Origin of the sequence: Micromonospora sp. NPDC049275, assembly GCF_043197115.1 — a bacterium.
In the GTDB taxonomy this organism is placed as follows: domain Bacteria; phylum Actinomycetota; class Actinomycetes; order Mycobacteriales; family Micromonosporaceae; genus Micromonospora.
This window is the reverse complement of sequence record NZ_JBICSN010000003.1, coordinates 507,659-530,595: the sequence shown is the minus strand read 5'-3', so window position 1 is coordinate 530,595 and position 22,937 is coordinate 507,659. Positions and strand designations below refer to the sequence as shown.

General features: G+C 70.6%; 22 protein-coding genes. 12 read left to right on the top strand and 10 right to left on the bottom strand.

What is annotated here, in order from left to right; genetic code table 11:
- Positions 1 to 11: 11 nt before the first annotated feature.
- Complete coding sequence (locus ACGFIE_RS12940) at positions 12 to 3,392, bottom strand: ATP-binding protein (protein WP_393294068.1); 3,381 nt, start codon at positions 3,390 to 3,392, stop codon at positions 12 to 14.
- A 102-nt stretch (positions 3,393 to 3,494) separates the two neighbouring features.
- On the opposite strand from ACGFIE_RS12940, the gene ACGFIE_RS12935 reads away from it, so the two are divergent.
- The 5 genes from ACGFIE_RS12935 (at position 3,495) to ACGFIE_RS12915 (ending at position 7,467) form a co-directional block, all read left to right on the top strand.
- Positions 3,495 to 4,034 carry a PadR family transcriptional regulator gene (locus tag ACGFIE_RS12935; RefSeq protein WP_393294067.1) on the top strand — a complete coding sequence of 180 codons (540 nt, stop codon included), beginning with the start codon at positions 3,495 to 3,497 and terminating at the stop codon, positions 4,032 to 4,034.
- Positions 4,031 to 4,747 carry an ABC transporter ATP-binding protein gene (locus tag ACGFIE_RS12930; protein WP_393294065.1) on the top strand — a complete coding sequence of 239 codons (717 nt, stop codon included), beginning with the start codon at positions 4,031 to 4,033 and terminating at the stop codon, positions 4,745 to 4,747. The genes ACGFIE_RS12935 and ACGFIE_RS12930 overlap by 4 nt, the downstream gene beginning before the upstream one ends.
- 1 nt (position 4,748) lies before the next feature.
- The gene (locus ACGFIE_RS12925) at positions 4,749 to 6,548 is read left to right on the top strand and encodes an FtsX-like permease family protein (RefSeq protein WP_393294063.1); all 1,800 of its coding nucleotides are present in this window, start codon (positions 4,749 to 4,751) and stop codon (positions 6,546 to 6,548) included.
- 108 nt (positions 6,549 to 6,656) lie between these two features.
- Positions 6,657 to 7,106 (top strand): helix-turn-helix domain-containing protein, encoded by a 450-nt coding sequence (locus ACGFIE_RS12920; RefSeq protein ID WP_393294061.1) that lies wholly within the window; start codon positions 6,657 to 6,659, stop codon positions 7,104 to 7,106.
- Complete coding sequence (locus ACGFIE_RS12915) at positions 7,099 to 7,467, top strand: DUF4180 domain-containing protein (RefSeq protein WP_363678914.1); 369 nt, start codon at positions 7,099 to 7,101, stop codon at positions 7,465 to 7,467. The genes ACGFIE_RS12920 and ACGFIE_RS12915 overlap by 8 nt, the downstream gene beginning before the upstream one ends.
- Positions 7,468 to 7,472: 5 nt before the next feature.
- Here ACGFIE_RS12915 and ACGFIE_RS12910 read toward each other — a convergent pair whose 3' ends face one another.
- From ACGFIE_RS12910 to ACGFIE_RS12900, 3 genes are all read right to left on the bottom strand, one after another.
- Positions 7,473 to 8,093, bottom strand: coding sequence for a hypothetical protein (locus ACGFIE_RS12910; RefSeq protein ID WP_393294059.1), 621 nt, complete (start codon positions 8,091 to 8,093; stop codon positions 7,473 to 7,475).
- Between the two features lie 179 nt (positions 8,094 to 8,272).
- Entirely contained in the window at positions 8,273 to 9,178 is a 906-nt protein-coding gene (locus ACGFIE_RS12905) for a hypothetical protein (protein ID WP_393294057.1), read from the bottom strand.
- Between the two features lie 452 nt (positions 9,179 to 9,630).
- On the bottom strand, positions 9,631 to 10,554 hold the full coding sequence (locus ACGFIE_RS12900) for an S-4TM family putative pore-forming effector (RefSeq protein WP_393294055.1): 924 nt from the start codon (positions 10,552 to 10,554) through the stop codon (positions 9,631 to 9,633).
- 274 nt (positions 10,555 to 10,828) lie between these two features.
- Here ACGFIE_RS12900 and ACGFIE_RS12895 point away from each other — a divergent pair, with 274 nt between their 5' ends.
- Complete coding sequence (locus ACGFIE_RS12895; protein ID WP_393294053.1) at positions 10,829 to 13,435, top strand: hypothetical protein; 2,607 nt, start codon at positions 10,829 to 10,831, stop codon at positions 13,433 to 13,435.
- Positions 13,436 to 13,449: 14 nt separating this feature from the next.
- Here ACGFIE_RS12895 and ACGFIE_RS12890 read toward each other — a convergent pair whose 3' ends face one another.
- On the bottom strand, positions 13,450 to 13,944 hold the full coding sequence (locus ACGFIE_RS12890) for a peptidase inhibitor family I36 protein (RefSeq protein WP_393294051.1): 495 nt from the start codon (positions 13,942 to 13,944) through the stop codon (positions 13,450 to 13,452).
- Between the two features lie 292 nt (positions 13,945 to 14,236).
- Between ACGFIE_RS12890 and ACGFIE_RS12885 the strand changes: the two genes are divergently transcribed.
- On the top strand, positions 14,237 to 15,100 hold the full coding sequence (locus tag ACGFIE_RS12885; RefSeq protein ID WP_393294049.1) for a cellulose binding domain-containing protein: 864 nt from the start codon (positions 14,237 to 14,239) through the stop codon (positions 15,098 to 15,100).
- Between the two features lie 5 nt (positions 15,101 to 15,105).
- On the opposite strand, the gene ACGFIE_RS12880 is transcribed toward ACGFIE_RS12885, so the two are convergent.
- The 5 genes from ACGFIE_RS12880 to ACGFIE_RS12860 all read right to left on the bottom strand — a co-directional run bounded on the left by ACGFIE_RS12880 (position 15,106) and on the right by ACGFIE_RS12860 (position 18,214).
- A complete protein-coding gene (locus tag ACGFIE_RS12880; RefSeq protein ID WP_393294047.1) occupies positions 15,106 to 15,882 on the bottom strand; it encodes a DUF6082 family protein in 777 nt (258 codons plus the stop codon).
- A gap of 48 nt (positions 15,883 to 15,930) precedes the next feature.
- Positions 15,931 to 16,545 (bottom strand): DUF6879 family protein, encoded by a 615-nt coding sequence (locus ACGFIE_RS12875; protein WP_393294045.1) that lies wholly within the window; start codon positions 16,543 to 16,545, stop codon positions 15,931 to 15,933.
- Positions 16,538 to 16,813 (bottom strand): hypothetical protein, encoded by a 276-nt coding sequence (locus ACGFIE_RS12870; RefSeq protein ID WP_393294043.1) that lies wholly within the window; start codon positions 16,811 to 16,813, stop codon positions 16,538 to 16,540. The genes ACGFIE_RS12875 and ACGFIE_RS12870 overlap by 8 nt, the downstream gene beginning before the upstream one ends.
- 118 nt (positions 16,814 to 16,931) lie before the next feature.
- Entirely contained in the window at positions 16,932 to 17,981 is a 1,050-nt protein-coding gene (locus ACGFIE_RS12865) for an FAD-binding oxidoreductase (RefSeq protein WP_393294041.1), read from the bottom strand.
- On the bottom strand, positions 17,978 to 18,214 hold the full coding sequence (locus ACGFIE_RS12860) for a hypothetical protein (protein WP_393294039.1): 237 nt from the start codon (positions 18,212 to 18,214) through the stop codon (positions 17,978 to 17,980). Before ACGFIE_RS12860 ends, ACGFIE_RS12865 begins: the two co-directional genes overlap by 4 nt.
- A gap of 249 nt (positions 18,215 to 18,463) precedes the next feature.
- Between ACGFIE_RS12860 and ACGFIE_RS12855 the strand changes: the two genes are divergently transcribed.
- The 5 genes from ACGFIE_RS12855 (at position 18,464) to ACGFIE_RS12835 (ending at position 22,919) form a co-directional block, all read left to right on the top strand.
- Positions 18,464 to 18,982, top strand: coding sequence for a flavoprotein (locus tag ACGFIE_RS12855; protein WP_363678891.1), 519 nt, complete (start codon positions 18,464 to 18,466; stop codon positions 18,980 to 18,982).
- 108 nt (positions 18,983 to 19,090) lie between these two features.
- A complete protein-coding gene (locus ACGFIE_RS12850) occupies positions 19,091 to 20,596 on the top strand; it encodes a helix-turn-helix domain-containing protein (RefSeq protein WP_393294037.1) in 1,506 nt (501 codons plus the stop codon).
- Positions 20,596 to 21,150, top strand: a complete 555-nt coding sequence (locus ACGFIE_RS12845) for a GNAT family N-acetyltransferase (protein WP_393294035.1) — start codon at positions 20,596 to 20,598, stop codon at positions 21,148 to 21,150. Before ACGFIE_RS12850 ends, ACGFIE_RS12845 begins: the two co-directional genes overlap by 1 nt.
- Positions 21,151 to 21,192: 42 nt before the next feature.
- Positions 21,193 to 21,843 (top strand): DUF4433 domain-containing protein, encoded by a 651-nt coding sequence (locus ACGFIE_RS12840; protein WP_393294033.1) that lies wholly within the window; start codon positions 21,193 to 21,195, stop codon positions 21,841 to 21,843.
- On the top strand, positions 21,840 to 22,919 hold the full coding sequence (locus ACGFIE_RS12835) for a macro domain-containing protein (protein WP_393294031.1): 1,080 nt from the start codon (positions 21,840 to 21,842) through the stop codon (positions 22,917 to 22,919). Before ACGFIE_RS12840 ends, ACGFIE_RS12835 begins: the two co-directional genes overlap by 4 nt.
- Positions 22,920 to 22,937: the final 18 nt, after the last annotated feature.

Genomic DNA, 22,937 nt, shown 5'->3' with positions numbered 1-22,937 from the left:
GAATCACCGGGTCAGAGCCGCCAGCGCAACGGCTCGGGCGGCAGGTAGCGGCAGGTGCTGCCGGTCGAGACGGATTCGCGCAGGTGACCGCCGAGCGCCGGATGGCGTTCGTCGAGCTTGCGCAGCGTGTCCCGGATCCGCGCGGTGACCGTCTTGCGGGCCCGCTCGGCCTCGTCGCCCAGCCGCCGGCTCCGGCCGGCCAGCCCCGCCGCGGCGCGCAGCTCGTCGAGCAGCGCGCCGCGTTCGGCGTCCAGCGCGGCCGCCCTGCGCTCGTCGCCGCGTGCGGCGGCCCGGTCGATCTCGTCGTCGAGGCGGGTCAGGTGCCGCCGGTAGCGGGCCTTCGCCTCGTCGTCGAGGACCGGATCGCCGCCCATGCGGCGGGCGGCCACCAGCTCCGGTCCGGCGGCCGGGTCGAGCAGCTCCACCGCCGGCACGTCGCTGCCCGGGCGGCTCAGCAGCAGGTGCAGGTCGTGCAGACCCTTGGCGTCGGGCAGGTGCGCCACGACTCCGGCGTACGCGAGCTGCCAGACCGGCCCGTCGCGCCGGAACGCGTACCCCTCGACCGGCGGGTCGGGCGGGGTCACCTGGCGCCGCCCGACGGCCTGGCCTGCCTCGGCGGCCCGGCGCGGGAGGGCGACGTGGTCTGCCTCGGCGGCGTGGCCCGGGAGGGCGACTCGGCCCGGCCCGGCGTCCTGGGCACGGCCGGTGACCTGTCCCGGCTCGGGGCGGGCCGGTTCCGGGGTGGCGAGCCGGAGGAGCACCTGTCTCATGCCGAGGGCGGTGGCGTCCCGCGCGGTAGTGGCACGCAGCTCGGCAAGCGTCGCGGCGTCACTCGGGTCGTCGCGGCCGGCCAGGGCGTTCACCAGCCCGGCGCGGGCGATGAGCGACCAGGGTCGGGAGCCCATCCGGTCGGCGGCCTCGCGGGCCGCCGTGAATCCGGCGATCGCGTCGTCCCAGCGCTCCTCGGCGGCGTCGACCACGGCGAGCCAGTGGTCGACGGGCCCGCTGATGTCGCAGCCGAAGAGCCCCACCGCCCACCGCCCCCGGTGCGGGGTCAGCGCGGCCCGCGCGTCGCCGCAGCGCTGCGGGTCGCGGGACGCGGCGGCGGCCTGCGCGCGCAGGCGCAGCCACAGCGGTGACACCGGACGCGGGTAGCGAATGTCGGCCGCCTCGATGACAGCGGTCAGCCGCACCGCCGTCTCGTCATCACCGCGCTCGGCCGCCGTGATCGCCGACAGCAGCTCCCGGTACGGGTAGTCGGTCGGCGCCCACTCGCGCAGCAACGCGTCGATCTCGTCGAACCGCCCCTGCAACAGCAGCCGGGCCCAGCGCAGGTGATGGCCCATGAAGGCGAACTCGGCATGCCCCGGGTCGGACAGGTCGGTGATGACCGTGAACCGCTCGTCAGCCTCGGCGAAGTCACCCCGGAACGCAGCGATGATCCCGCCGTCGACGGCCGCTGCCATCCGGGGGCGGGCCAGGTCATCGTGCTGGCCCGCGGTGACGAAGGCGGTGAACTCCTCGACGAAGCGCGGGTCGCCCAGTTCCAGCAGCGCCACCCAGCGCAGCGAGGTGGCCCACAGCTCGGTCTCCCGGTCGCCCGAGCGGCGGGCCACATCCCGGAGCTCGGCGGTGAGCGCGGCTCGTGCCGCCGCGGTGCCCAGACCCCAGGTGGTGTCGTGGCGGGCCCACAGGCTGAAGGTGAGCGCCTCGTCGTCGCGGCCGGAACGGGCGATGGTCTCCGTCGCGGTGATCAGATCCGCCACCAGCGTGCCCACCGACGCGGTGGCGGCCGGCTCGCCGATCAACCGCTGGTACGCCTCGCGTACCAGGTCCGCGGCGTCGACCGAGTGGATGGTGTCCACCTGGCGGGAGCGGTGCACGGTGAGCGCGACGCGGGCCAGCAGCACCGGGTCGTCGAGCGTGCGGGCCAGCGTCGCGGCCTCGGCGAGCAGGCGCACGGCCTCGTCCCGACCGGCGTGGTGATATTGCACCTCACCGAAGTCGACGAGAAGCCGCACGCGCTGCGCCCGATCCTCGACGACCTCCAGCGCCCGGCGGAAGTGCACAGCCGCCTCGTCGGCGGCGAGCCGGGCGAACGCGTCCCGCCCGGCGGCGACCAGCAGCTCCACGACCCGGGCCCGGTCGAGCGCGGGGCCGGCCAGGTAGGCGTGGCGGGCCAGGTCGGCCGGGATCAGCCGGTCGGTAAGCGCCGTCGGCGGGTCCACCGCTCGGACCACCGCGGCGTGCCGGGACTGCCTGTCGTCGGCCGTGAGCCCGTCGTAGAGGGTCTCGCGGACCAGGTCGTGGGCGAAGGCGAACCGGCCGCCGCCCCGGCTGACCATCAGCCGGGCGGTCACCGCCTGGTCGAGCAGGCGGTCGAGCTGCGCCGCCGAGGCAGGCGCGCTGGCCGCCAGGACCTCTCGGTGGAACTCGCGGCCCAGCACGGCGGCGACGGTAAGCGCCTCGACCACCGTCGCGGGCAACTGGTCGAGCCGCCGGCGCACCGCCTCCCGGACACCGGGCGGGATGGTGCCTGTCGTGCCGTCGGCATGCCACAGCCGGGCGGTCTGTTCGACGAAGAACGGGTTGCCGCCGGTACGCCTGTGCACCTCGTCGGCCAGGTCGGCGTCGGGCGCACGCCCGGCGGTGCGCGCCATCAACGCGGCCACCTCGTCACGGGTGAGGCCGGTGAGAGTGATCGTGGTGGCCTTGGCTACCAGCGGCATCAGCAGCGGGCGTAACGGGTGCTCGCCCGCCTCGATCTCCGCGTCGCGGTACGTGCCGATCAGCAGCAGCCGCTCGAACCAGGTGTGCTGGGCGGCGAACGCCAGCAGCCGCAGGGAGGCAGGGTCGGCCCAGTGCAGGTCGTCGAGGACGACCACCACCGGCCGGTGCTGGGAGACCGCGACCAGGGCGGCGGTCACCGCGTCGTACACGGCGAACGCCTCCTGGTCGGCGACGTCCCGGGCGTCTTCCTGGACGGTCCAGGCGGCTTCGTCCTGGCCGTCGGCCTGGGCGGGCCAGGCGGCGGCGAGGTTGGGAACGTCGGCGGTGCTGGTCTCGCCGAGCAGTGCGGCGAGGGCGGGCTCGGCGTCCGGCCGGGCGAGCGCCCAGTCGTCGGCGGAGCGCCGCAGGACGCGCAGCACCTGCACCCACGGCCAGTAGCCGGGGGCGCTGTCGGAATCCCAGCAGGCCGCGCCGAGCACGAGCGCCCCGCGCCGGCGGGCCTCCCGGGCCACGGTGGTGACGAGGGTGGTCTTGCCGATCCCCGGCTCACCGGTGACCAGGACGAGACCGCCGTGGCTGGTGGCGGCCCGATCCAGCTCGGCGCGCAGCAGACCCGCGGGATGATCCCGCCCGATGATGGCGTCGCCGCCCCGCGCGTCCATGGTCCTCAGACGGTACTGGACCCCACCGACGGTGAGCGTCGAGATTTGACAGCGCAATAGCTAGCGGTTATCTATTAGCGGTCGATGTGGGGGGCGTGCCGGATGCAGGACGTGGTGCTGGCCATGCTGGCCAAGGAGCCGGCGCACGGGTACGAGCTGCGCAGCCGGATGCGCGGCGCGCTCGGTCCCCTCGGCGAGGCGATGAACGCGGGGCAGATCTACGTGACCCTGGCCCGGTTGGCGAAGGCCGGCCTGGTGACCTCCGAGCGGGCGGACGGTCTGCCGGATCGGCCGGATCGGCGCGTCTACGCGTTGACCCCGGCCGGGCAGCAGCGTGTCGCCGGCTGGCTGACCGAGGTGAGCTGGCCGAAGCCGGACCTCGCGGAATTTCACCTGAAACTGGTGGCCGCCGCGGCTGCCCGGCTGGCCGATCCGGTCGCCCTGGTGGACGCCCAGCGGCGCGAGGTGCTGCGCAGGCTGCGCGACGCCCAACGGGCGGCGTTGGAGCGGTCGGTGGATCCGGTCGCAGGATTGCTGGTGGAGGGCGTCGTGTTGCGTCTGCGGGCTGACCTGGAGTGGCTGGAGGCGTGCGAACGCATGTGGACCGAGCGCGGTCGAGCGGGACGGAGGGCGGGGGCATGAACGGGTCGATGGCGTTGCGGGCACGCGGGCTCAGCAGGTACTACGGCTGGGACAACGCGCTGGTCCGCGCGGTCGACGACGTGGACCTGGACGTGCCCACCGGGCAGGCGGTGGCGATCATGGGTCCCAGTGGGTGCGGCAAATCCACCCTGCTGCACCTGCTCGGCGGGCTACAGCGCCCCACCGACGGCGAGGTGTGGCTGGCCGACCGCCGGATCGACACGATGAGCGAGCGCGCCCTCGCCCGGCTGCGACGCGACACCATCGGCCTCGTGTTCCAGTCCTTCCACCTCATGGACGAACTGACCGCCGTGGAGAACGTCGAAATGGCCGCCCTGCTGGCCGGTCGGTCACCCGGTCAGGCCCGCCGACGCGCCCTGCACCTGCTCGACCAGGTCGGGCTGGCCGACCGTGCCTCGCACCTCCCCTCGGCCCTGTCCGGCGGCCAGCGTCAACGCGTCGCCATCGCCCGCGCGCTGAGCAACGAGCCGCAGGTCGTGTTGGCCGACGAACCCACCGGCAACCTGGACAGCGCCGCCACCCTTGAGGTGCTGCGGCTCTTCGAGGACCTGCGCGGCGCGGGGCAGACCCTCGTGGTGGTCACGCACGACGCCCGCATCGCGGCGGTCGCCGACCGGGTGATCTCCATGCGTGACGGGGCGTTCGCCGACGACAGCATGCTGGCCGGCACCGCCGTGCAGAACGGGGCATGACGTGGCGGGCCGCCTGCTGCTCGTGTGGCGGTTGCTGGTGCGAAGCCTGCGTCGGCACCGGACCGAGAACGTGCTGCTGCTGGTCGCCATCACCGCGGCGACCGCGACGTTGACCCTCGGTCTCACCCTCAACGAACTCGTCAATCGCCCGTACGAACGCACCCGATCCGCTACCGCCGGCCCCGACCTGGTGGTGGAGCCAGCATTCACCGGACCGCAGGCCCGGGACGCGCTCACCCCGCTGACGACTCTGCCCGGTGTCACCGACCACAGCGGGCCGTACCCACTGGCCTTCCTGGCGCTGACCGCCCGCGACACGACCGTCCGGGTCGTCGTCGAGGGCCGCGACGACACGCCGGCCGCCGTCGACCGGCCGGCGGTCACCGACGGCACCTGGACACGCCCCGGCGGGGTCGTCGTCGAACGCGCCTTCGCCGACGCCCTTCACCTGCACACCGGCGACACGGTCAGCGTCAACGGTCACCCGCTGCACGTCATCGGATTCGCGGTCACGGCCGCCCGGCCCGCGTATCCGCGCCCCGGGTGGCACTTCCCGGGAAGCATCACGACGGAGGGCGGCGGCCTGGTCTGGGTCGACCGCCGTGACATCGCCACGCTCGCCGGGGACCAGCCGCTGTCGTACACCTTGAACCTCAGACTTACCGACCCGCGGGCCGGCATCGCGGCGGTGGATCCGCCGGGCGGCGGCATCGGGTCCGATGCGCGATTCCACGGGTGGCGCTTCCGCACCGGGCCACAGATCGCAGAGGTCAACAGCATGTTGAATGCCCCGGCGCGGCAGGCCCTGCTGATCGGCAGCTGGCTGCTGACCGCCCTCGCGGTGACCGGTGTCGCCGGCATCGTCGCGGGCCGGGCCATCGGCCAGCGCCGCCGGGTGGGCCTGCTCAAGGCCGTCGGCGCCGGGCCCGCCATGATCGCGACCATCCACCTCGCCGAGTACCTCGTGATCGGGCTCACCGCCGCCGGCACCGGTCTGGCCGCCGGCTGGCTCGCCGCGCCCGCGCTGTTCCGCCCGGCGGCCGGGCTCATCGGCTCGGTCGGCGTCCACCCGCCGCCGCCGCGCATGGTGGTCGCGGCCAGCGCGCTCGCCCTCGGGATCGCGGTCACGGCAACCCTGGGGTCGGTGGTCCGCGCCGCCACCACCAGCACCGTCCACGCGTTGGCCGACGCCGCGACACCGCCGCGCCGCCGGCGGTGGGCCATCTGGCTGTCGCGCCGGCTGCCCACCGCTCTCCTGATCGGGGTACGCATCAACGCGCGCCGACCGCGCCGCGCCCGGCTCATCACGGTGAACACTCTGATCACCACCACCGCGATCGCCGTCGTGCTGATGGCCTTGGCGCAGGATCGCGCCCCACTGAAACTCGGCTACTCGGAGCTTCCGGACGTTCGCGACGAGCGCACCACCCAGGCGATGCTTCTCCTCGTCGGCGTGGTGTGTGTCCTGGCCCTGCTCAACACCGCCGTGAGCACCTGGACCGCCGTTCTCGACACCCGGCACCCGTTGGCGGTGGCCCGCGCGCTCGGCGCGACACCCGGGCAGGCCGGCTTGGGGCTGGCGACGGCACAACTACTTCCCGCGATACCGGGCGTGGCCGGCGGAATTCTCGTCGGCCTCGTGACCTACTTCGCCGGGGACGACAACCGGTACGCACCAGCTTCCTGGATGCTCTCGGCGGCGTTCGGAGTGCTGCTCGCCGTCGTCGCGCTCACTGCGATCCCGGCGCTGGCCGCCGCACGCCGTCCGGTGGCGGACACCCTCCGGTCCGCAGCGACCTGACCGCCGCCGCTCACCACATCGGGGGCGGGCGGTCCTGCGGAGTTGATGTCGTCCACGACTCGACCCCATCGTTACCTAACTTTCCTTATCTGGTTACGATAGGGAGCGATGACGGAAGAAATGTACTCGGTTGAACAGGTCGCAGACCGGCTCGGCCTGCACGTGCGGACGGTGCGCGGCTACATCCGCTCCGGGCGGCTGCGCGCCGTGCGGATCGGCAAGCAGTACCGGATCGCCGCCAGTGATCTCGACGCGCTCACCGGGCGGCCGCCCGTCGCCACCGTGGCCGGGCAGGCCGAGGTGTCGAGCATCGTGCAGATCGACGGTGTCGACCGGGCCGCCGCCGACCGGCTGGGCACGCTCGTGCTGGCCGGCGTCAACACCGGGCACGACCCGGCCCGGCCGATCCGTGTGCAGACCGTGCACGACGACGATCGCCGCCGCCTGAAGATCATCATCCTCGGTGATCCCGCCGGCACCGCCGAGCTGCTGCACCTGCTCGACGCCGTCCTCAACGCCGACAACGGCCTACTCGACCGGGAGGTCAACGATGCCTGACGAGATGCAGGAGCGCGCCGGAGTGCCGGTGCTGGTGTGCGACCCGGCCGGCCCGCCGGTCGCCACCGAACAGGACGCGCTGGACCTGATCGGCGCGGCCTTTCTCGGCGCCCAGGTGGTGGCCGTGCCGGCCAACCGGTTCGACGAACGCTTCTTCTCGCTGGGCACCCGCTTCGCCGGCGACGTGATGCAGAAGTTCGTCAACTACCGGATGCGGCTCGCCGTGGTGGGTGACATCTCGACGCAGCTCGCCCAGAGCTCGGCGCTGCGGGCCCTGGTGCACGAGTCGAACCGGGGCGAGCACATCTGGTTCGTGCCCGACCTCGACGCCCTCGACGAGCGCCTGCGCGCCGCGTCCTGACGCCGTCACCGGCCCTGGAAGACCGCCAGCTCCACCTCGTCGGGCTCGACGCCCCTGCTCCGGGCCTGCTCGGCGGCCCACCGCAGGTAGGCCAGCCACTCCTCCGCCAGCCAACCGTTGCGGCGGGTGACACCGGCCTCGGCGGGGAGGTGACCGGCCACGACGCGATCGAGGATCAGGGGCTGCACACCGCCCGCCCCCTGGCGGTAGCCGACGAAGTAGAGAACCTTCGTGAAGAAGGCCGGCCCCAACCAGGGCAGGCGCGCCTGGCCCGGGTCGCGGAACCGGCGGTACGCCGTGCGCAGCAGCGCCTCGTCCAACGCCGACGCCGACACCTCGTCGAGGACCCCCGCCAGACGCTGGCCCGTCGGGTCGCCGCCGAGCGACTTGGCGGCCCGCCACGGCCCGTACCCGATGGGCCCGTAACCCCACATCAGCACGGCGGCCAGCAGTTGCCGCGCGCTCGCCGACCCGGCTCGGTACGCGTCGGCGACCGCGAACACGTCCCGCCGCCAGACGTCGCCGCTGGTCGGGAAGCCGTCGGGCCAGGCATCGGCCGGCAGCCCCGCCCGCCACCGGTCAACCTGGACGGGGATCGGGCACTCCCCCGGTAGTGCTTGCCGCATGACCGCCTCCCTCAGGTCGCGAAGCAGCCCGCCGCGCTCGGGCGCCTCCGTCGCCTGCACGCTATGGCCGCACCCACCGGCCCGACCGTCCGAGAACGCCATATCGGGGTATCCGCGCTCCAGCCCCGAGACGTGACCGCCCCGCGCGTTGCGGGGCGGCCATGCCGGACAGCGGGTGGTCAGGCGGTGGCGCAGATGGCGTACGCCGTGTTGGACCAGTTGCCGGCGAACGCGTCCTCCTCGTACGCGCCCGAGTCGACAGTCGTCGGCGCGGTCGTCGTGTTGCCGTTGGGCCGGAAGTCGTCGACGACGCCCTCACCGGTGACCCCGTTCAGCTCGTAGCCGGCACCGGTCAGCACCTTCCCGACCGGGCAACCCGCCAGGACGCTGCGGAAGTCGAGCGAGTTGCTGGCGCCCACGGTGGACGTCCGGACCAGGCCGGCCAGCGGGTTGGCGCAGATGGCGTACGCGGTCGCGGACCAGCTCAGCGCGGTGGCATCCGCCTCGTAGGCGCCCACCGTGACGGCGGTGGGCGCGGTGGCGACGCCGCCGTTGGGGCGGAAGTCGTCGACGACACCCTCACCGGTGACCCCGTTGAGTTCGTAGCCCGTGCCGGTGAGCACCTTGCCGACGGGGCAGGTGGCGGTGGTCGAGTGGAAGTCGGCCGAGTCGTTGACGCTTACCGCCGACACCCGCACGAGCCCCGGCACCGGGCTGGCGCAGATCGCGTACGCGGTCACCGACCAGACGCCGGCGTACGGCTCGGCCTCGTAGGCGCCCACGGTGACGGCCGTCGGCGCGGTTGCCGGGCCTCCGTTGGGGCGCAGGTCGTCGAGGATGGCCTCGCCTGTCGCCCCGTTGAGTTCGTAGCCCGTGCCGGTGAGGACCTTGCCGACCGGGCAGGTGGCGGTGGTGGAGTGGAAGTCGGCCGAGTCGGCGACGCTGGTCGCGGAGATCCGCACCAGGCCGGGGACCGCGGCGGAAGCCGGGCTCGCCGGGGCGAGCACCGTCGCGGCAACGACGAGACCGAGCACGAGTACGGATGCTGGGGCGCCGAACCGTCGAGTCTGGCTCTGAGCACGCATGGTGTTTTCTCCCGTCTGAGACCTCGACGGCCCTGTCACGAAGCCAGGATCGAGGCCAGTGGTGATGACTGCTTGACGGTAAGTAGTCGCGCGACCAGGCGTTATCTCCAAACCGACTACGTCGCGTAACGGACGGTCGACCCCCGAGCACGAGGACTAGCCGCCCGGCGGCCGGGTACGCGTGCGGCATGGGTAGCCACAAGGAGAACAAACACGACAGTGGTGGCGAATCGGCGCGAGGTCGGCGGCATCCGGGCAGCGGCGCTCGGGGCCGCCAGGGTTCGACGGTGGAGCACTCGCCCGATCAGCGGCACCGCCGTACCGCGACCGGCTCCGCCGGCACTGAACGCGACCTCGGTCGGGCCAGGATCTCCGGCGACGGACGGATCCAACGCCAGGGCGGCTCCTGAAGCGACGTCACGTGACGGACCACCGCGTCCGAGGCGGTGGTGTCAGTCGGTGCGGGCCGCCGGCGGGCGGGTGCCCAGCAACTCGGCGAGGTTCGTCATCGCGGCCTGGAAGTCGACGCGGTCGGCGGCGTGGAACCGTCGGAAGTACCAGTCGGGCACGCGGGCCTGACCCCGCCGACTGTGGAAGATCAGATCCTGGATCTGTCGGGCGAGGTTGAGCAGGGTGGGATCGGTGGCGGGCTCATCCGCGCGGACGGCGGCGGCGATCTGCCGCTGCAGGATCACCAGGGCGCGGTCCCGTTCGGCGGCGACGTCGCGCTGACCCCGGTAGATCTCGACACCCAGCAGAAGTGCGCCGAGGGATGGGACGAACCACTGGGTCAGCAGGTCGGCCACGGTCAGGTCGGCGGTCACCGCGAAGACGACCCCGACCGCCGTCCAGAACGCCACCCCGGCGAGCACTGTGTACGCGTAGCGCCGCCGGACGCGTGCACCCCACCCCAGGTTCTGGTGCTGACAGGCGAGCACGTCATACGGGTGCGGCAGGTGCGGCACCTCGTAGTAGTCGCGGAGGTATCGCTCGTCGCCCCGGTAGGCGCGGTCGAGCCGGCTCACCTCCTCCGGGCCGACGGGCTCGCCCGCCGCCACCGTGTTCCAGGGCAACTCGAAGAGGCGTACGTCGAACATCTCCTGGAGGGTGGCCGCGCGGCGGATCTGGCCCGCGGACCAGGAGCCGAGCCCGATCGCGTTGACGACGGCCCAGAGCGCGCCAACGGCGGTCACGCCGAGGGCCGACACGCCGGTGAAGGCGACGACCGCCCCGGCGACGCCGATGGCGACGGAGAGCGTCATCCGGAGGTTGTCGAGCCGTTGCGCCCGGCCGTGGCAGACCGACATGGCGTGCAGCAGCGCCATCATCTCGGGTCGGCGCTGCCGCTGGAGCAGGGATTGCGTGCGTTCCGTCACCGGCACCTCCCTTTTCCGTGACGATCATATATCCGCCTCTCTAGATGTCACGGATTGCGCTCTCCCGAAAGCGGAAGGTAAGCATTTATTACTTTTAGGTAGATGCGGGGGCGGCTGCGAATTACTGACGCGTTCGCCCGAAAGTTTGCGGTACCTTGAGCTTCGCGCCCACAGGCGCATCCTCATTCGGACGTGCCACCCCCGCCCGTCCGCGTCCACTTTCACCACTCGTGGAAGATCACTTTCGCCACTCGTGGAAGGTCCAACGGCGGACATGGGCGACGACCTCGTTGACGAGTTCGAACAGTACATAGAGGATGCGACGATTTCGGTCGCGCTGCGGAACTGGGCGGCCGGGCGTGACGCCACCGTCCGCCCGCCGTGTCACGGCACAAGACTGCGGGGGCGCAGCGGCGCGCAGCTGATCCCGGTGATCGTGCAGCAGAGCGACGGCCAGGACCCCGAACAGCTCTACGTCAAGGTGCTGTCGGCCACGCAGGCGCGCGAGGAGACCGCCCGGCACGCGAAGGCGGTCCGGCTCGACGCGGGCTTCGCCGAACGCCACCTGGTCCCCCAGCCGTACCCGCCATATCCGGTCGGCGACGGCCGATTCCTGATGTTCCAGGACATCGCGCACGGGGCCGAGCAGGTCGTTCCGCTCGCCGAGGTGGGTGACGACCAGCTCAGGGACGCCTACCGCACGCTGCTCGACAGGGTGTGGGGATGGCACCACCAGGGGTTGCGGAGCACCCGGACCACGGTCGACGAGTTCGTCCGACGCGAGCTGACCGACGCCGACGCCGAGACCGAGGTGTACGCGGCCGTCACGGCGCTCGGTCTCGACGACCTCGACGCGGACTGGCTGCACGACCCCGCGAGCGGCGTGGTGGTGCCGAACCCGCTGCGGTTCGCCGTGACCGGGTCGCTCTTTCACGACCTCCAGCTCGACCAGCTCCGCGGGCCATCGCACGGCGACCTGCACGCGCGCAACGCCCTCTTCCCCTGCTCCCGGGCGGGCCACGTACAGGTCAAGAAGTTCTGCCTGGTGGACCTGGACCGGTTCGCCGTCGACGCGCCGCTCACCCGCGACCTGGGCACCCTGCTCCTGGACTTCGTCCTCCCCGAGGTGGTCGAGGCCCCGCGCACCGTCCGGGCCGACGCCCTGCGCGCCTTGCTGATCGACCCGGCCGGTAGTGCCTCGGGCCGGCTGCCGGCGTTGACGGTCAAGGTGATCAAGGCGAGCTACGCGGTCGGGCAGGCTCTCGTCGAGAAGGGCAACTGGGCGCGGATCTGGCGGGCGCAGTACCTGCTCTCCCTGCTGAGCCAGGCGTTGATCTGCTGCACCTACGACGATGCCGGGCCCGCCGGGCGCGCCTGGTACCTCCGACTGGCCGCCCACGCGGGGCTCGCCTACCAGCGAGAGTTCCGCCCCGAGATCGCCCCGCCGTCGGCGGCGGGCCTGCCCATCCTGCCGGGCACCGCCCCACAGCTCGCGTTCCCGCCCAACGACCGGTCGGCCCGGTTCGACGCCGTGGGGCCGCTGCCGAGCCAGCAGAACCGCAGCGCGCCACTGGACCGGACGCGGACGGACCAGATTCGACCTCCCGCCGACCCGGGGGCGCCCCCGTGGCCCTGGGGGATGATCCCGATTCAGCAGCGACCGACCCCCGGCGGCTGGCACGGGATGTCCCGGCACCCGGCGGCGCTCCCGACGGCCCGCTCCGGCGACGAGAACAGGCCACCACACCACCAGGCCACCCCGACTCCCGTCGGCAACACACCAGCCGGGAAGGCAGCGGCCGGCAATGCGCCGGCCGGCAACCTGGCGGGGGCGACGCCGACGGGAAACGCGGCCAGCGTCATCCGTGCCGGCGTGCCGGGCCGGCCGACCCTCCGCGACGGCGAACGGCGCGTCAACCGGCCGGCTCCTCGGCATGCCGTCTCCGCCCGGACGAACGCGATCCCGCGACCCCGCCAACCCATGGGCGACGACTCCAGGGTCGCGCCGACAGGCACGAGCCGGATCGGCCGACTGCCCCCGAAGCTGCGGGCAGTCCTGGCGATCCTGCTCGGCGGGGTGTCGTTGACCTCGCTGGTGGCGGTCGGCACCGCAGCGAACCGGGGGCGCGGGGAGACCCGGGTCGCCCCGACCGAGGCCCTGCCGGGGGCATTGTCGTCATCGGGCAGCGCCACCCAGGCGTACACCGGGAATGGCCGCCGTCTCGCGGACCTCGCGCTGGCTGTGGCCGGCATGACGGCGACGATCCATGACGGGTCGTACACAGTTGTCTGTCGGCGGATCTGGGCACCGGCGGACCTCGCGCCGGGAGTCGATCGGCGGAACTACCGGGACGAGCAACTGTGGTGGACGCCTGCCCTGTCCGGCCGCCGGACCGTCACCGTGATCGCGGACGGTAGGCCGTCCGGCGAGCCCACGTCGGCGCCGTACGGCCCGGGCGACCTGTCCGAGATCCCACCCGTGCCCTCGGCGGATCCGGCGGAGCTGCGCCGGCAACTCGACGCCCAGTTGGGTGAACTGCCCGCGGAGCTGCGCACCGCCGCCGGGATGATCACCGTGGTAAGCCGCATCTTCCGCTACCACCTGCTGAGCCCGGGGCAGATCTCGGCGCTGTTGTTCGAGTTGGCGGCGATGCCGGGTATCCAGGATCGGGGCGCGTACCCGGACTGGCACGATCGGGCCGGGCTCGCCTTCAGCGCCGACGACACCCAGGGTCGCCGGGAGACGGTGCAGTTCGACCCGCACACCGGCGAGCTGCTCAGCCACGAGACGACAACGGTGCGCGACAACCAGATCCTTGACTACGTGCTCGTCCTGAGCAAGGCGCGGACCGACCGGACCACAGGCCCCGGCTGCGCCTGACGATTCGGCGCGGGTCAGCAGCGACGCTGCACGTAGTTCGGCCAGTTCCGGAAGGGCGACGCGTCGCTGCGGACCCGGCTGGACGCGCCGATGTCGAAGAGCCGGGTGTCGTAGTAGTAGAACGACACAGTCCCACTGCCGAGGTTGTAGTGCGCCGACTCGACCCGGAACTGCCAATTCCAGGTGGCGAGGCTCTGCCGACCGCAGTCGGAGAGCCGACCCCGGGGGTAGCCGTAGTTGGGCCACTCGTAGAAGCAGTACCAGCCCGAGGGGCAGTCGGCGGCGACGAGCGTGCCGATCGGCCGCCGCAGGGTCACGACGAAAGCCCCACCGTCGTAGCTGATCTCGTTGTCGCTTATCGCTTTCCCGCCCGGGTGGGCGGCCAGATAGGCAGCCATTTCCGGACCGTCGGTCGCCGCCGCGCCTGCGCGGCCGGGTGCCGGGACGACGATCAGAAGACAACTGAGTACGGCGACGAGCATCGTACGTAAAGGACGGGGAGTGGCCATTCGACACCTCGCGATGTGGGCGCGCAGGGACGGACAGACGACAGCACCGGCCAGGTGTGACGGCCGGTGCCAGCGCGGCGAATTTCTGCGGTACGCCGCCACGCCAGCGTATGGACAAGCCGCGATTGATCGCCAGATCGAGGCGGTGCGGCATTTTGACAATGCACTATTGGGGCAAGATTGCGGGCTTCCCATTTGGCCGTAATGCACGCTGGTGGAATTTGCGAGCAGGGATCCGCCAGCCAGTGGGAAAAAGCATTGATACTTGTCCATGATGGATACGATTCGGGACATGCGTGCCCGCCGCGTCATCACCGCCGTCGTCCTCACCGCGCTGGCGAGCCTGCCCGTCGCCGCCCCCGCCCGAGCCGACGACACCCCGACGCTTACCACCCCCGGCAGCCCGACCGTCCTGGCCAACGAACCACACCAGCTCACCCTGAGCTGGGCGCCCGCCACCTGGACGGGCGAGCCGACCGGCGACGGCCCGATCAGCTACGAGGTGCAGGCGCCGCTGGGCCCGTACACGTACCGCCTTCTCGGCACCACCACCGCCACCACCCTCACGCTTACCGATCTGGCGCCCGGCACGACGTACCGGATCGCGGTCGCCGCCCGCGCGCCCGGCGGGTACTCCGACAGCTCGACCGCGACGGCCGTCCGCACCGCCGCCGGCCGCGCCACGGTCGGCTACCGCAACCTGGACTGGTCGCCCACGAACAACCAGATCCAGTACGTCCTCCAGGTCACCAACACCGGCAGCGCGCCGCTCGACCTGGCGACGGTGCGGGCGCGCTACCACCTGCGCTTCGAGGGCGGCAACACCTCGCTGGTGACCAATTGCGACTGGGCCGCGCTGGGCTGCGAGCGCATCCGGCAGACCGTGGGCTTCTTCGTGGTGCCGGGCACACCGCCCGGCTATCCGATCCCGGGCACCACGGTCCCCGGTTGGGTCGAGCTGACCTTTACCGAAGGGACGCTCGCCCCGGGAGCGTCGACCGGGCCGATCCAGCTACGCCACCACAGGCACAGTTGGAGCGACATCGACGAGCGCGACGACCCGAGCTGGCTCGCCGCCGCGGGCCAGTGGGCCGAGAACGACCGGATCACGCTTGACGTCGACGGGGTACGCGAGTTCGGTGACTCGTTCGGCTGATGCGCTCAGCCGTCACGCCTGGCTGAGCCTCCGAGGCGTCGACGGCGGCCGGCAAGGACGACAGCGGCACCGAGTACGACGCCGACAGCGAGCGCGGTCGCCTGTCCCGCCGGCCGGCCGCCTCGCGCAGGCACCGTGTCGTGACCGATCGTTCCTGCCGTCCCCACGGGCTCATCCTCGGCCGGCCCTGCGCCCACTGCTGCCAGGTAGCGACGGTCGACGGTCGCCGTGAAACGCCGGGCGCGTCGCGACGTCTCGGCGGTCATCCGCGGCGCACGCGCCTCGGCCCAGAATCGACGGCCAACGCGCCCCTTGAAGAACTGATCCGCGAGCACCTCCAGGTGCCGTGCGGTGAGAACATCCACCTCCCACATCAACTGCCAGTGGGACACGATGAGGTTCGCGTAGACGTGCTTGCGGAACCATTCGATGTCGGTGGCGTCCTCGATCGGCCCCCAGCATTCGAGAAGCGCGGGTTCGTCGATGGCCATCTTGAGCAGGTCGGTGTGCAGGGCGCGTAGGGCCTGCTCACGGGCAGCCTTGGCCTCCCGTGCCTGCAGCGCCAGCGACGACACCACGCCGATGAGCGCGAGCGCCGCGAGGATCGCCGAGGCAGCGCCGTACGTCTGGCCGACGTTGCCCAGCAGCGGCCAGTCGTATCCGGGCCGCCTGCCGATCCAAAGCAGGACAGCGGGCGAGAACAGGACGGCTGCCAGCATGGCCAGGACGCCAAGGAGCAGGATTGTTGGCGTGGCGGATCGACGGGCCAGATCGGAGATCATCCGGAGTCGGGGCACACTGCCTCCACGCTCGCTGGTGGAGGCAGGCTACTACAGCTGCGGCAGTCCCGGCCTCGTCCCGTCGACCTCTCGACGAAAGAAGGGCTCGAAGGGCTCGGCCTGCTCAAACAGCGACAGCACACGGCTTCGACAGCCCGCCACCGCGGCCGGTTCAACTGTCTTCTCGGCACCGACAGGGGTGCCGGAATCGTCGTAGAGAACCTCGTAGACGGCCTGGCCGCCGACCACCATCAGCTCCGGAACCTCACCGGCCGCAGCCTCCCACGCGCTGATCGCGCGTGCGTCCAGCACGCGAATCTGCTCCCCGACCTTCGCTCGGTAGCGCAGGAAATGCAGCTCCCAGATCAGGTACGGCGTCAACGGCAGTTCGACGACCCGCAGACGTCGGAGGCCGGAACCGAGCTGGTCGAGGTGCTCGAAGAACGCCACCAGCTCCGGGTTCGGCTCGGCGGCGATCCGTAGAGCCTCCTCCCATCGACCATCGGCGTACGCCTCCCAACTGGGGCTTCCCGGTTCGCGGAAAGTCTGCATTCGCTCGGTCTTGAGGATGGGGCCATCGGTCGACTCGACGGTCGTGTAGAAGTCGGCGTCGTACTCGGCGAGGCTCAGCCGCTGCCCGCCGACCGCATCCAACAGATCACGCATCCGGGATGTCCGGCTTGGCGGCAACGATCATGCTTCGCGGGATGACGACGACTCGTTCGTCTGCACCCACACTCACCCCGTCGGGTAGGCGGGTGGCAAGAACGTCGGTCAGATCGCGCCCGATGACCGCGACATCGCCGTTCGACAGCTCCCAGACATCGGGACAGGTGGTCGTTCCCCCGCTCTCACCCAGCTCCGCGGCCGACTTGCCGAGTCTGCGAGAGAAGCGCGCAGTGCGGTCTGCTTCCCAATGTCCGGTCATGGTCATCTCCCACGATTGTGGATTGACGGTCAGGCTAACAAGGCCGGGGCCAGGACCCGGCCTGAGTTCTTCGTGTTTTCGGATAGGGGAAAGTGAATCTGTTTGACCTCGCGGGGCCGGCCTGTCACCGAGTGAAGGTGACAGGCGTGTGGATGCGGGTGGCGGGGATGCCGAGGGCCAGCAGCCGTGACCGGGCTCCGGCCAGCATTCCGGGCGGGCCGCACAGGTAGGTGTCCTGGCCGGGGCGATGGTGGTAGAGGGCGATGGTGAGGGCCTCGCCCTGCTCGGCCGGCTCCGCGCAGGGGTCGTCGGAGAACACCGGCACGAGCGTCAGCCAGTCGTGGGCGCATTGGAGCTTGTCGAGCGCTATCGCGTCGTACAGGTCGACGAAGGCGCGCGCGCCGACGACAAGCGTCACCCGCCGGCCGGCCGGTGCGGCGGCGACCTGTTCGACCAGGGCGCGCAGCGGCGCGAGACCGGTGCCACCGGCGACGAGCAGCAGATCGTTCGTGCTCGAGCGGTCGAGGCGCAGACCGGTGTTGCAGGGTGGGCCGAGCCAGATCAGCTCGCCGGGGCGTACCTGCTGGACCAGGAGGTGGGAGACGGCCCCGGCGGCTACCGCGCGGACGTGCAGCTCGACGGTGCCGTCGGCGCGTCGGGCGTTGGCCGGGGAGAGCCAGCGCCAACGGCCCGGCAGGCGCGGCGTGCACACCGGGACGGCCTGGCCAGGGTGGTGGGGCAGGCGCCGCCAGGGACGTACCGTCAGGATGGCGATTCCCGGTGACGGCCGTTCGTGGCCGATCACCTGGGCGGGCCACCACGCCGGGCCTTCGCCGACGCGGGCGGCCGCGCGGCGGATGGCGTGCATGGCGCGGTCCGCCGCTGGCTTCCACAGTGGATGCGTCGCATGGCGGGCGACGGTGGCGAGCAGCGCGTCGCTGACGGTGGTGGCGTGTGGGAGCAGGTCGTAGCGACGGTACGCGCGGCCGAGCACCAAGAGCAGCGCCGCCCGGCCCGCCCGATCATCGCCGCCGGCCACGAGACTGCCCAGCGTGGCGAAGAACAGCGACGCCTCACTGTTGGGAAGCAGGCCGGGACGACGATCCTCCAGGGCGCACCAGAAGTCGGACGCTACCCGGTCGTCGATTGCCGCCCAGGCGGCGGCGAGGCTCACGCGCCCACCTCGGCGGCCTGGACGTCCGGCAGGTAGTCGACGATCCGCCGGTGCTGCGCCTCCGACAACCCCAGGCCGCGCCACTGGGTTGCCTCGCCGTCGAGCCCGTGCGCCAGGCTCGCGGTGAGGTGCGCGGCGAGCCGATCAAGGTCAACCCCGATGAGGTACGGCGACAGCTCCGCGTCCGCCATGACCAGCCGCAGCCAACGGGCGACGATGTCAGCCGTGGTCATGGCACCTTCCGGTTCTTGCGGGGTGGTCATGGCAGCTCCGAGGCGTCGACGGATCGGGGGCGCCGGGGCGGGCGGGTGCGGAGCTGCGCCGATGGGGGCCGGCACAACTCCGGAGCCAGCACCCGCCCCGGGCCATGCGTCGACCCTCGCGGCTGACCAGGCACAACGGCATGTCAGGGTGATCATCGACGGCATGCGCGGTGGGTATGCGGCCGACTACGCGCCGGCCGAGTCGGGCAGACTGCGGGCATGACGGAACGTCCGGTGCTGTATCTGGTCGTCTGCGCCGCTGGTCCGGCGGAACACATCGACGAAGTAGTCGACCTGCTGATCGCCGATGGTTGGCGGGTGTGCATGATCGTCAGCCCGACGGCCGCAACGTGGCTCGATCGGGCGGCGCTCCAGGACAGGACCGGCTATCTCGTACGGGTGGAGTGGCGCATGCCCGGCGACCCCGAGCCCCACCCGCCGGCCGACGTGGTGGTAGCCGCGCCTGTCACGTTCAACACGGTGACGAAGTGGGCGCTGGGCATCAACGACACGTTGGCGCTCGGCGTCCTCAACGAGTCACTGGGCGCGGGCTTGCCGATCCTCGCCTTTCCGCACGTCAAGACGGAGTTGGCCGCCCATCCGGCGTATGCGGGGCACGTGGCGGTGCTGCGTGCTGCCGGCGTGGTCGTCGCCGACGGCAGGGCGCTGAACCCGGCGGCCGAGCGGGAGCGCTGGGACGTCGTCATCGAAGCGGTGCAGATGTATCGCCCGTCCTGAGGTCCCCATGGTCGACGGCCGTTGAAGATATGCGTCGTGCGTATACCAGCGCTCCACGCACCGTGTTCAATGGATAGGTTCGATGAGGCGAACTGGACGGAGCCGCCCGTGACACACGCGATCTGCCCTCGGTGTGGCGGGCGGCTGGCCCGCGACAATGACAGTGGACGGTGTACGCCCTGCCAGGCTGCCGAGCGGGACCGGCTGAGCTCGCCGCCAGTGGTGCCGGCGAGCTTCTGGGAGCACGAACCGGTGCGGCAAGCCTTGGCCGAGCGGCATCTGGGACGGGTGATCAGGGCCTACCGTTGTCATCCGTACCACGGGCGGGTCGCGTTGCCGCAGAGCGTGGTGGCGGGGTGGTTGGGCATCACGCAGGCGCAGTTGAGCCGGGTGGAGAACGGGCCACCACTGGTGCACCTGGACCGGCTGTCGCATTGGGCACAGCTCCTTCGAGTGCCAGCGGAGAGCCTTTGGTTCCGCCTCCCTGATCAGCCTCATTGGACCGTTATGAGCCTCACAAGCCGTGCAAACGACGACGATCAGGCGGCAGAACAAGGCGAACGAGCCGCCGTGATGGTTAGCGTGGAGCAGGCATCGAGCCAAGGGGGTGGCGCTACGGACCGCCGACGCTTCAACGTATTGGCCGCGCTCGCGGGACTCGCCGCAGCCGGTCATCCCTACCTGCTCACCGACCAAGCCGACGCACCCGGCAACATCGGCATGGAGCAGGTACGACTCGCCAGCTCGTTGGTTAACGATCTCCGGCAGGCTGATGCCGCGGTCGGCGCAGACCAGCTCTGCGACGTCGCCATCCAGGTGCACACCAGGCTGTCGAACTGGGCTGCCAAGGCGAAATACAGCCGAGAGGTGGGTGGCGCCCTTCAAGGTGCCCTGGCCGACCTCGGCATCCAGGCGGCGTGGCTCGCCATTGACGCCGAACGCAGGCCGGAAGCCAGGCCCTTCCTGAATGAGGCCATCACCCGCGCCCGTATCGCCGACGACCCTCGGGTGGAAGTACGGGCGCTAGCCCTACTATCGCTGCTGCTCCGCGACAGCCAACCCGGCGAGTCACTGCATTGCGCCGAGGCGGCAATACGTGTCTCTGCCGGATGGGCGACACCTCGACTTACCACGCTGCTACACCTACGGAGGGCACACGCGTACGCGGTACTGAGCGATGCGAGTGGGTTCAGCCTGGAGATGACCAAGGCTCGGCGGGAGCTAGAGCGCGGGCCGCACGAGGACGATCCGGGGTTTGTCGACTTCGTGAACGAGCAGGAACTGAACGGAATCCAGGGACTTTCCTACCTCGCTCTGAGCAGGCCAGAGCGTGCCGCTCAATCGTTCCGCGCGATCACCGCCAACCCGTCGCCGGGCCATCGACGCAACCAGGTCCTGTACACAGTCGACCTTGCGGAGGCGACGTACCAGCAGGGTGATGCAAATGGGGCGGCGCGCATCGCTCTGGACGTCCTGCCGGCAGTGAGTCAGATGAAGTCGGGGCGGGTGAGCCGAAATCTCGCGCAGGTGCGGTCGAAACTGGCGACGCCACTGCAGGCAACCGCAGCAACTCGCCAGTTCGTTGACGCCTACGACCGGGCAGTGACCCCGTGATGGCAGGCTTGCAGCTTCGCCATCACACCGCCGACGAGGCAAACGGGATCCTTGATCAGCTGGTAGGCCTCTATATGGAGGTGTACTCAGACGGCGACGAGTTCCACAGTGAGGATCGCTACCGGCGTCAGCTCGACCTGCACATGCAGCGAGCTGGGTGGGAGCTGGTCACCGCAGCGGTCGACGGGGTCTTGGTCGGCTACGTCTATGGCTTTCCACTGCCTCCGCAGACACGGTGGTGGGACGGCATCCACGAGCCGGTGCCGCCCGGATTCACCGATGAGGACGGGAAGCGAACGTTCGCGATCAGCGAGCTACTGGTACACCCGACCTGGCGACGTCAAGGCATCGCGGCGACGTTGCACAACGAACTGGTAGCGGCCCGGCCAGAGCCACGAACCACCTTATTGGTCCGTCCGGACAATGCTGCCGCCCAAACGGCATACCACTCCTGGGGATGGACCAAAGTGACCGAGCTTCGGCCGAATTGGAAGAACGCACCGATCTTTGATGTCCTGGTCCTTGCACCCACCCATCGGAGCGAGCTGGACTGATCTGTGGCGAACCGAGTCGTGCGGCCAGCACCTACCCTGATCATGCATTTCACCCACGTCGACAATCTGTCGAGGATTATCAAGACCGGCCGATTATTCGCGGACAGCAGCGTAGGGCCACAGCTCGCCACGAACGTGGGCTCAGTCGAGATCAAAGCACGGCGGCGGGAACGGTCCGTCCCGTGCCCTCCCGGCGGGGTCGTAGCGGACTACGTGCCGTTCTACTTCGCCCCACGCTCGCCGATGATGTACCGAATAGCTTGTGATCATCGGGGCAGCAAGCCGGGGTGTTATCCGGGAGGAGACGATCCTCTCGTCTACTTGGTGAGTTCCGTGGAGCGGGTGCACGCTGCCGAGCGTCGCTGGGTGGCAAGCGACGGGAACTGCGCGGCCGGGTTGACCAGGTTCTCGAACGAGCTGGCCGAGTTGGCCGCGCTGGTCGACTGGCCCTTGCTGGAGGCTCAGATCTGGAAGGACGTCCCCGACGACATGGACCGCGTGCGCCGGCGAGCCGCCGAGTTCCTCGTCCACCGTGAGTTTCCTGTTGACCTGCTCACCGGTTACGCCGTACGGACGACGGACCGACAGGAACAGGTGAGGCAGGTGTTCCGCGACGCTGGCATGATCGAGCCGTACGTTGGTGTCAGACCGGGCTGGTACTACGGGTACACACGGGGGGAGGTGCGCGAATGATCATCATCAGCCATGGCAACCTACTGACCGCCGAGGCAGACGCGCTGGTCAACACCGTCAACACGGTCGGGGTCATGGGCAAGGGCATCGCGCTTCAGTTCAAGCGCGCCTACCCAGCGAACTACGCCGCCTACCGCACCGCATGCCACGAGGACCAAGTCACCTTGGGTCGAATGTTTGTTTTCGACTCAGCGCGCCTCGGCCCCCGCCGATATGTGATCAACTTCCCTACCAAGAGCCACTGGCGGGCCAACTCGAAGTTGGACGACATTCAGGCCGGACTGGCCGATCTCGTCCGCGTGGTGCGTGAGCGGAAGATCACCTCTGTGGCGATGCCCGCCCTGGGCTGCGGCAACGGTGGACTCAACTGGGACGATGTCCGGCCCCTCATCGAAGGCGCCTTCGCCGAGACACCCGACGTTCGGGTCCTGCTCTTTCCGCCAGAGGGTGCACCCGACCCGGCCGACATGCCGATAGCGACCGAAAGACCACCGCTGACCCCCGGTCGCGTCACACTCATCCAGGCCATTGACCGCTACCTGAGCCGAGCACAACGACTTGAGCCACGCGATGGCGTCACCATCCTGGAGATTCAGAAGATCGCTTATTTCCTTCAGGTGCTGGGGCAACCGCTCCGTCTGGAGTTCACCCGCGGCAGATATGGCCCGTATGCCGAGAGCCTTAACCACGTGCTGGACCGTCTGGAAGGGCACTACCTGACGGGTTTCGGTGACCGTTCGGCACGGGTCGAGGAGTTGCAGCCCATCAGGCTGACCCCGGGCGCAGCCGATGCCGTTGCGGAGTGGTCTCGGACCCATAACGCAGCAGCGACCGAGGCACTGGATCAACTGGCCCAGCTAACCGACGGTTTTGAGGCACCGTACAGCCTGGAACTGCTGGCAACCGTGCATTATGCCGCCGCATCGCACCCACCCACCGACGACTTGGATGAGCTGACCGAGCGGGTTCGTTCGTGGAGTGGCCGCAAAGCTCGGCTTTTCACAGCCGCGCATGTCGAGTTGGCCTACGAGCGCCTGCAATCGGTCAGACTGCTGCCTGCATTGCCCGTCGCGTGAGTCGCCACTCGGGTGAGG

What these genes read in the sequence shown, in the direction of transcription:
- ACGFIE_RS12935 (WP_393294067.1), top strand. Translation starts at nt 3,495, where the DNA reads ATGCAGGACGTGGTGCTGGCCATGCTGGCCAAGGAGCCGGCGCACGGG.
- ACGFIE_RS12930 (WP_393294065.1), top strand. Translation starts at nt 4,031, where the DNA reads ATGAACGGGTCGATGGCGTTGCGGGCACGCGGGCTCAGCAGGTACTAC.
- ACGFIE_RS12855 (WP_363678891.1), top strand. Translation starts at nt 18,464, where the DNA reads ATGACGGAACGTCCGGTGCTGTATCTGGTCGTCTGCGCCGCTGGTCCG.
- ACGFIE_RS12870 (WP_393294043.1), bottom strand. Translation starts at nt 16,813, where the DNA reads ATGACCATGACCGGACATTGGGAAGCAGACCGCACTGCGCGCTTCTCT.
- ACGFIE_RS12860 (WP_393294039.1), bottom strand. Translation starts at nt 18,214, where the DNA reads ATGACCACGGCTGACATCGTCGCCCGTTGGCTGCGGCTGGTCATGGCG.
- ACGFIE_RS12835 (WP_393294031.1), top strand. Translation starts at nt 21,840, where the DNA reads ATGATCATCATCAGCCATGGCAACCTACTGACCGCCGAGGCAGACGCG.
- ACGFIE_RS12895 (WP_393294053.1), top strand. Translation starts at nt 10,829, where the DNA reads ATGGGCGACGACCTCGTTGACGAGTTCGAACAGTACATAGAGGATGCG.
- ACGFIE_RS12875 (WP_393294045.1), bottom strand. Translation starts at nt 16,545, where the DNA reads ATGCGTGATCTGTTGGATGCGGTCGGCGGGCAGCGGCTGAGCCTCGCC.
- ACGFIE_RS12920 (WP_393294061.1), top strand. Translation starts at nt 6,657, where the DNA reads ATGACGGAAGAAATGTACTCGGTTGAACAGGTCGCAGACCGGCTCGGC.
- ACGFIE_RS12885 (WP_393294049.1), top strand. Translation starts at nt 14,237, where the DNA reads ATGCGTGCCCGCCGCGTCATCACCGCCGTCGTCCTCACCGCGCTGGCG.
- ACGFIE_RS12940 (WP_393294068.1), bottom strand. Translation starts at nt 3,392, where the DNA reads ATGGACGCGCGGGGCGGCGACGCCATCATCGGGCGGGATCATCCCGCG.
- ACGFIE_RS12890 (WP_393294051.1), bottom strand. Translation starts at nt 13,944, where the DNA reads ATGGCCACTCCCCGTCCTTTACGTACGATGCTCGTCGCCGTACTCAGT.
- ACGFIE_RS12840 (WP_393294033.1), top strand. Translation starts at nt 21,193, where the DNA reads ATGCATTTCACCCACGTCGACAATCTGTCGAGGATTATCAAGACCGGC.
- ACGFIE_RS12880 (WP_393294047.1), bottom strand. Translation starts at nt 15,882, where the DNA reads ATGATCTCCGATCTGGCCCGTCGATCCGCCACGCCAACAATCCTGCTC.
- ACGFIE_RS12845 (WP_393294035.1), top strand. Translation starts at nt 20,596, where the DNA reads ATGGCAGGCTTGCAGCTTCGCCATCACACCGCCGACGAGGCAAACGGG.
- ACGFIE_RS12915 (WP_363678914.1), top strand. Translation starts at nt 7,099, where the DNA reads ATGCCTGACGAGATGCAGGAGCGCGCCGGAGTGCCGGTGCTGGTGTGC.
- ACGFIE_RS12905 (WP_393294057.1), bottom strand. Translation starts at nt 9,178, where the DNA reads ATGCGTGCTCAGAGCCAGACTCGACGGTTCGGCGCCCCAGCATCCGTA.
- ACGFIE_RS12910 (WP_393294059.1), bottom strand. Translation starts at nt 8,093, where the DNA reads ATGCGGCAAGCACTACCGGGGGAGTGCCCGATCCCCGTCCAGGTTGAC.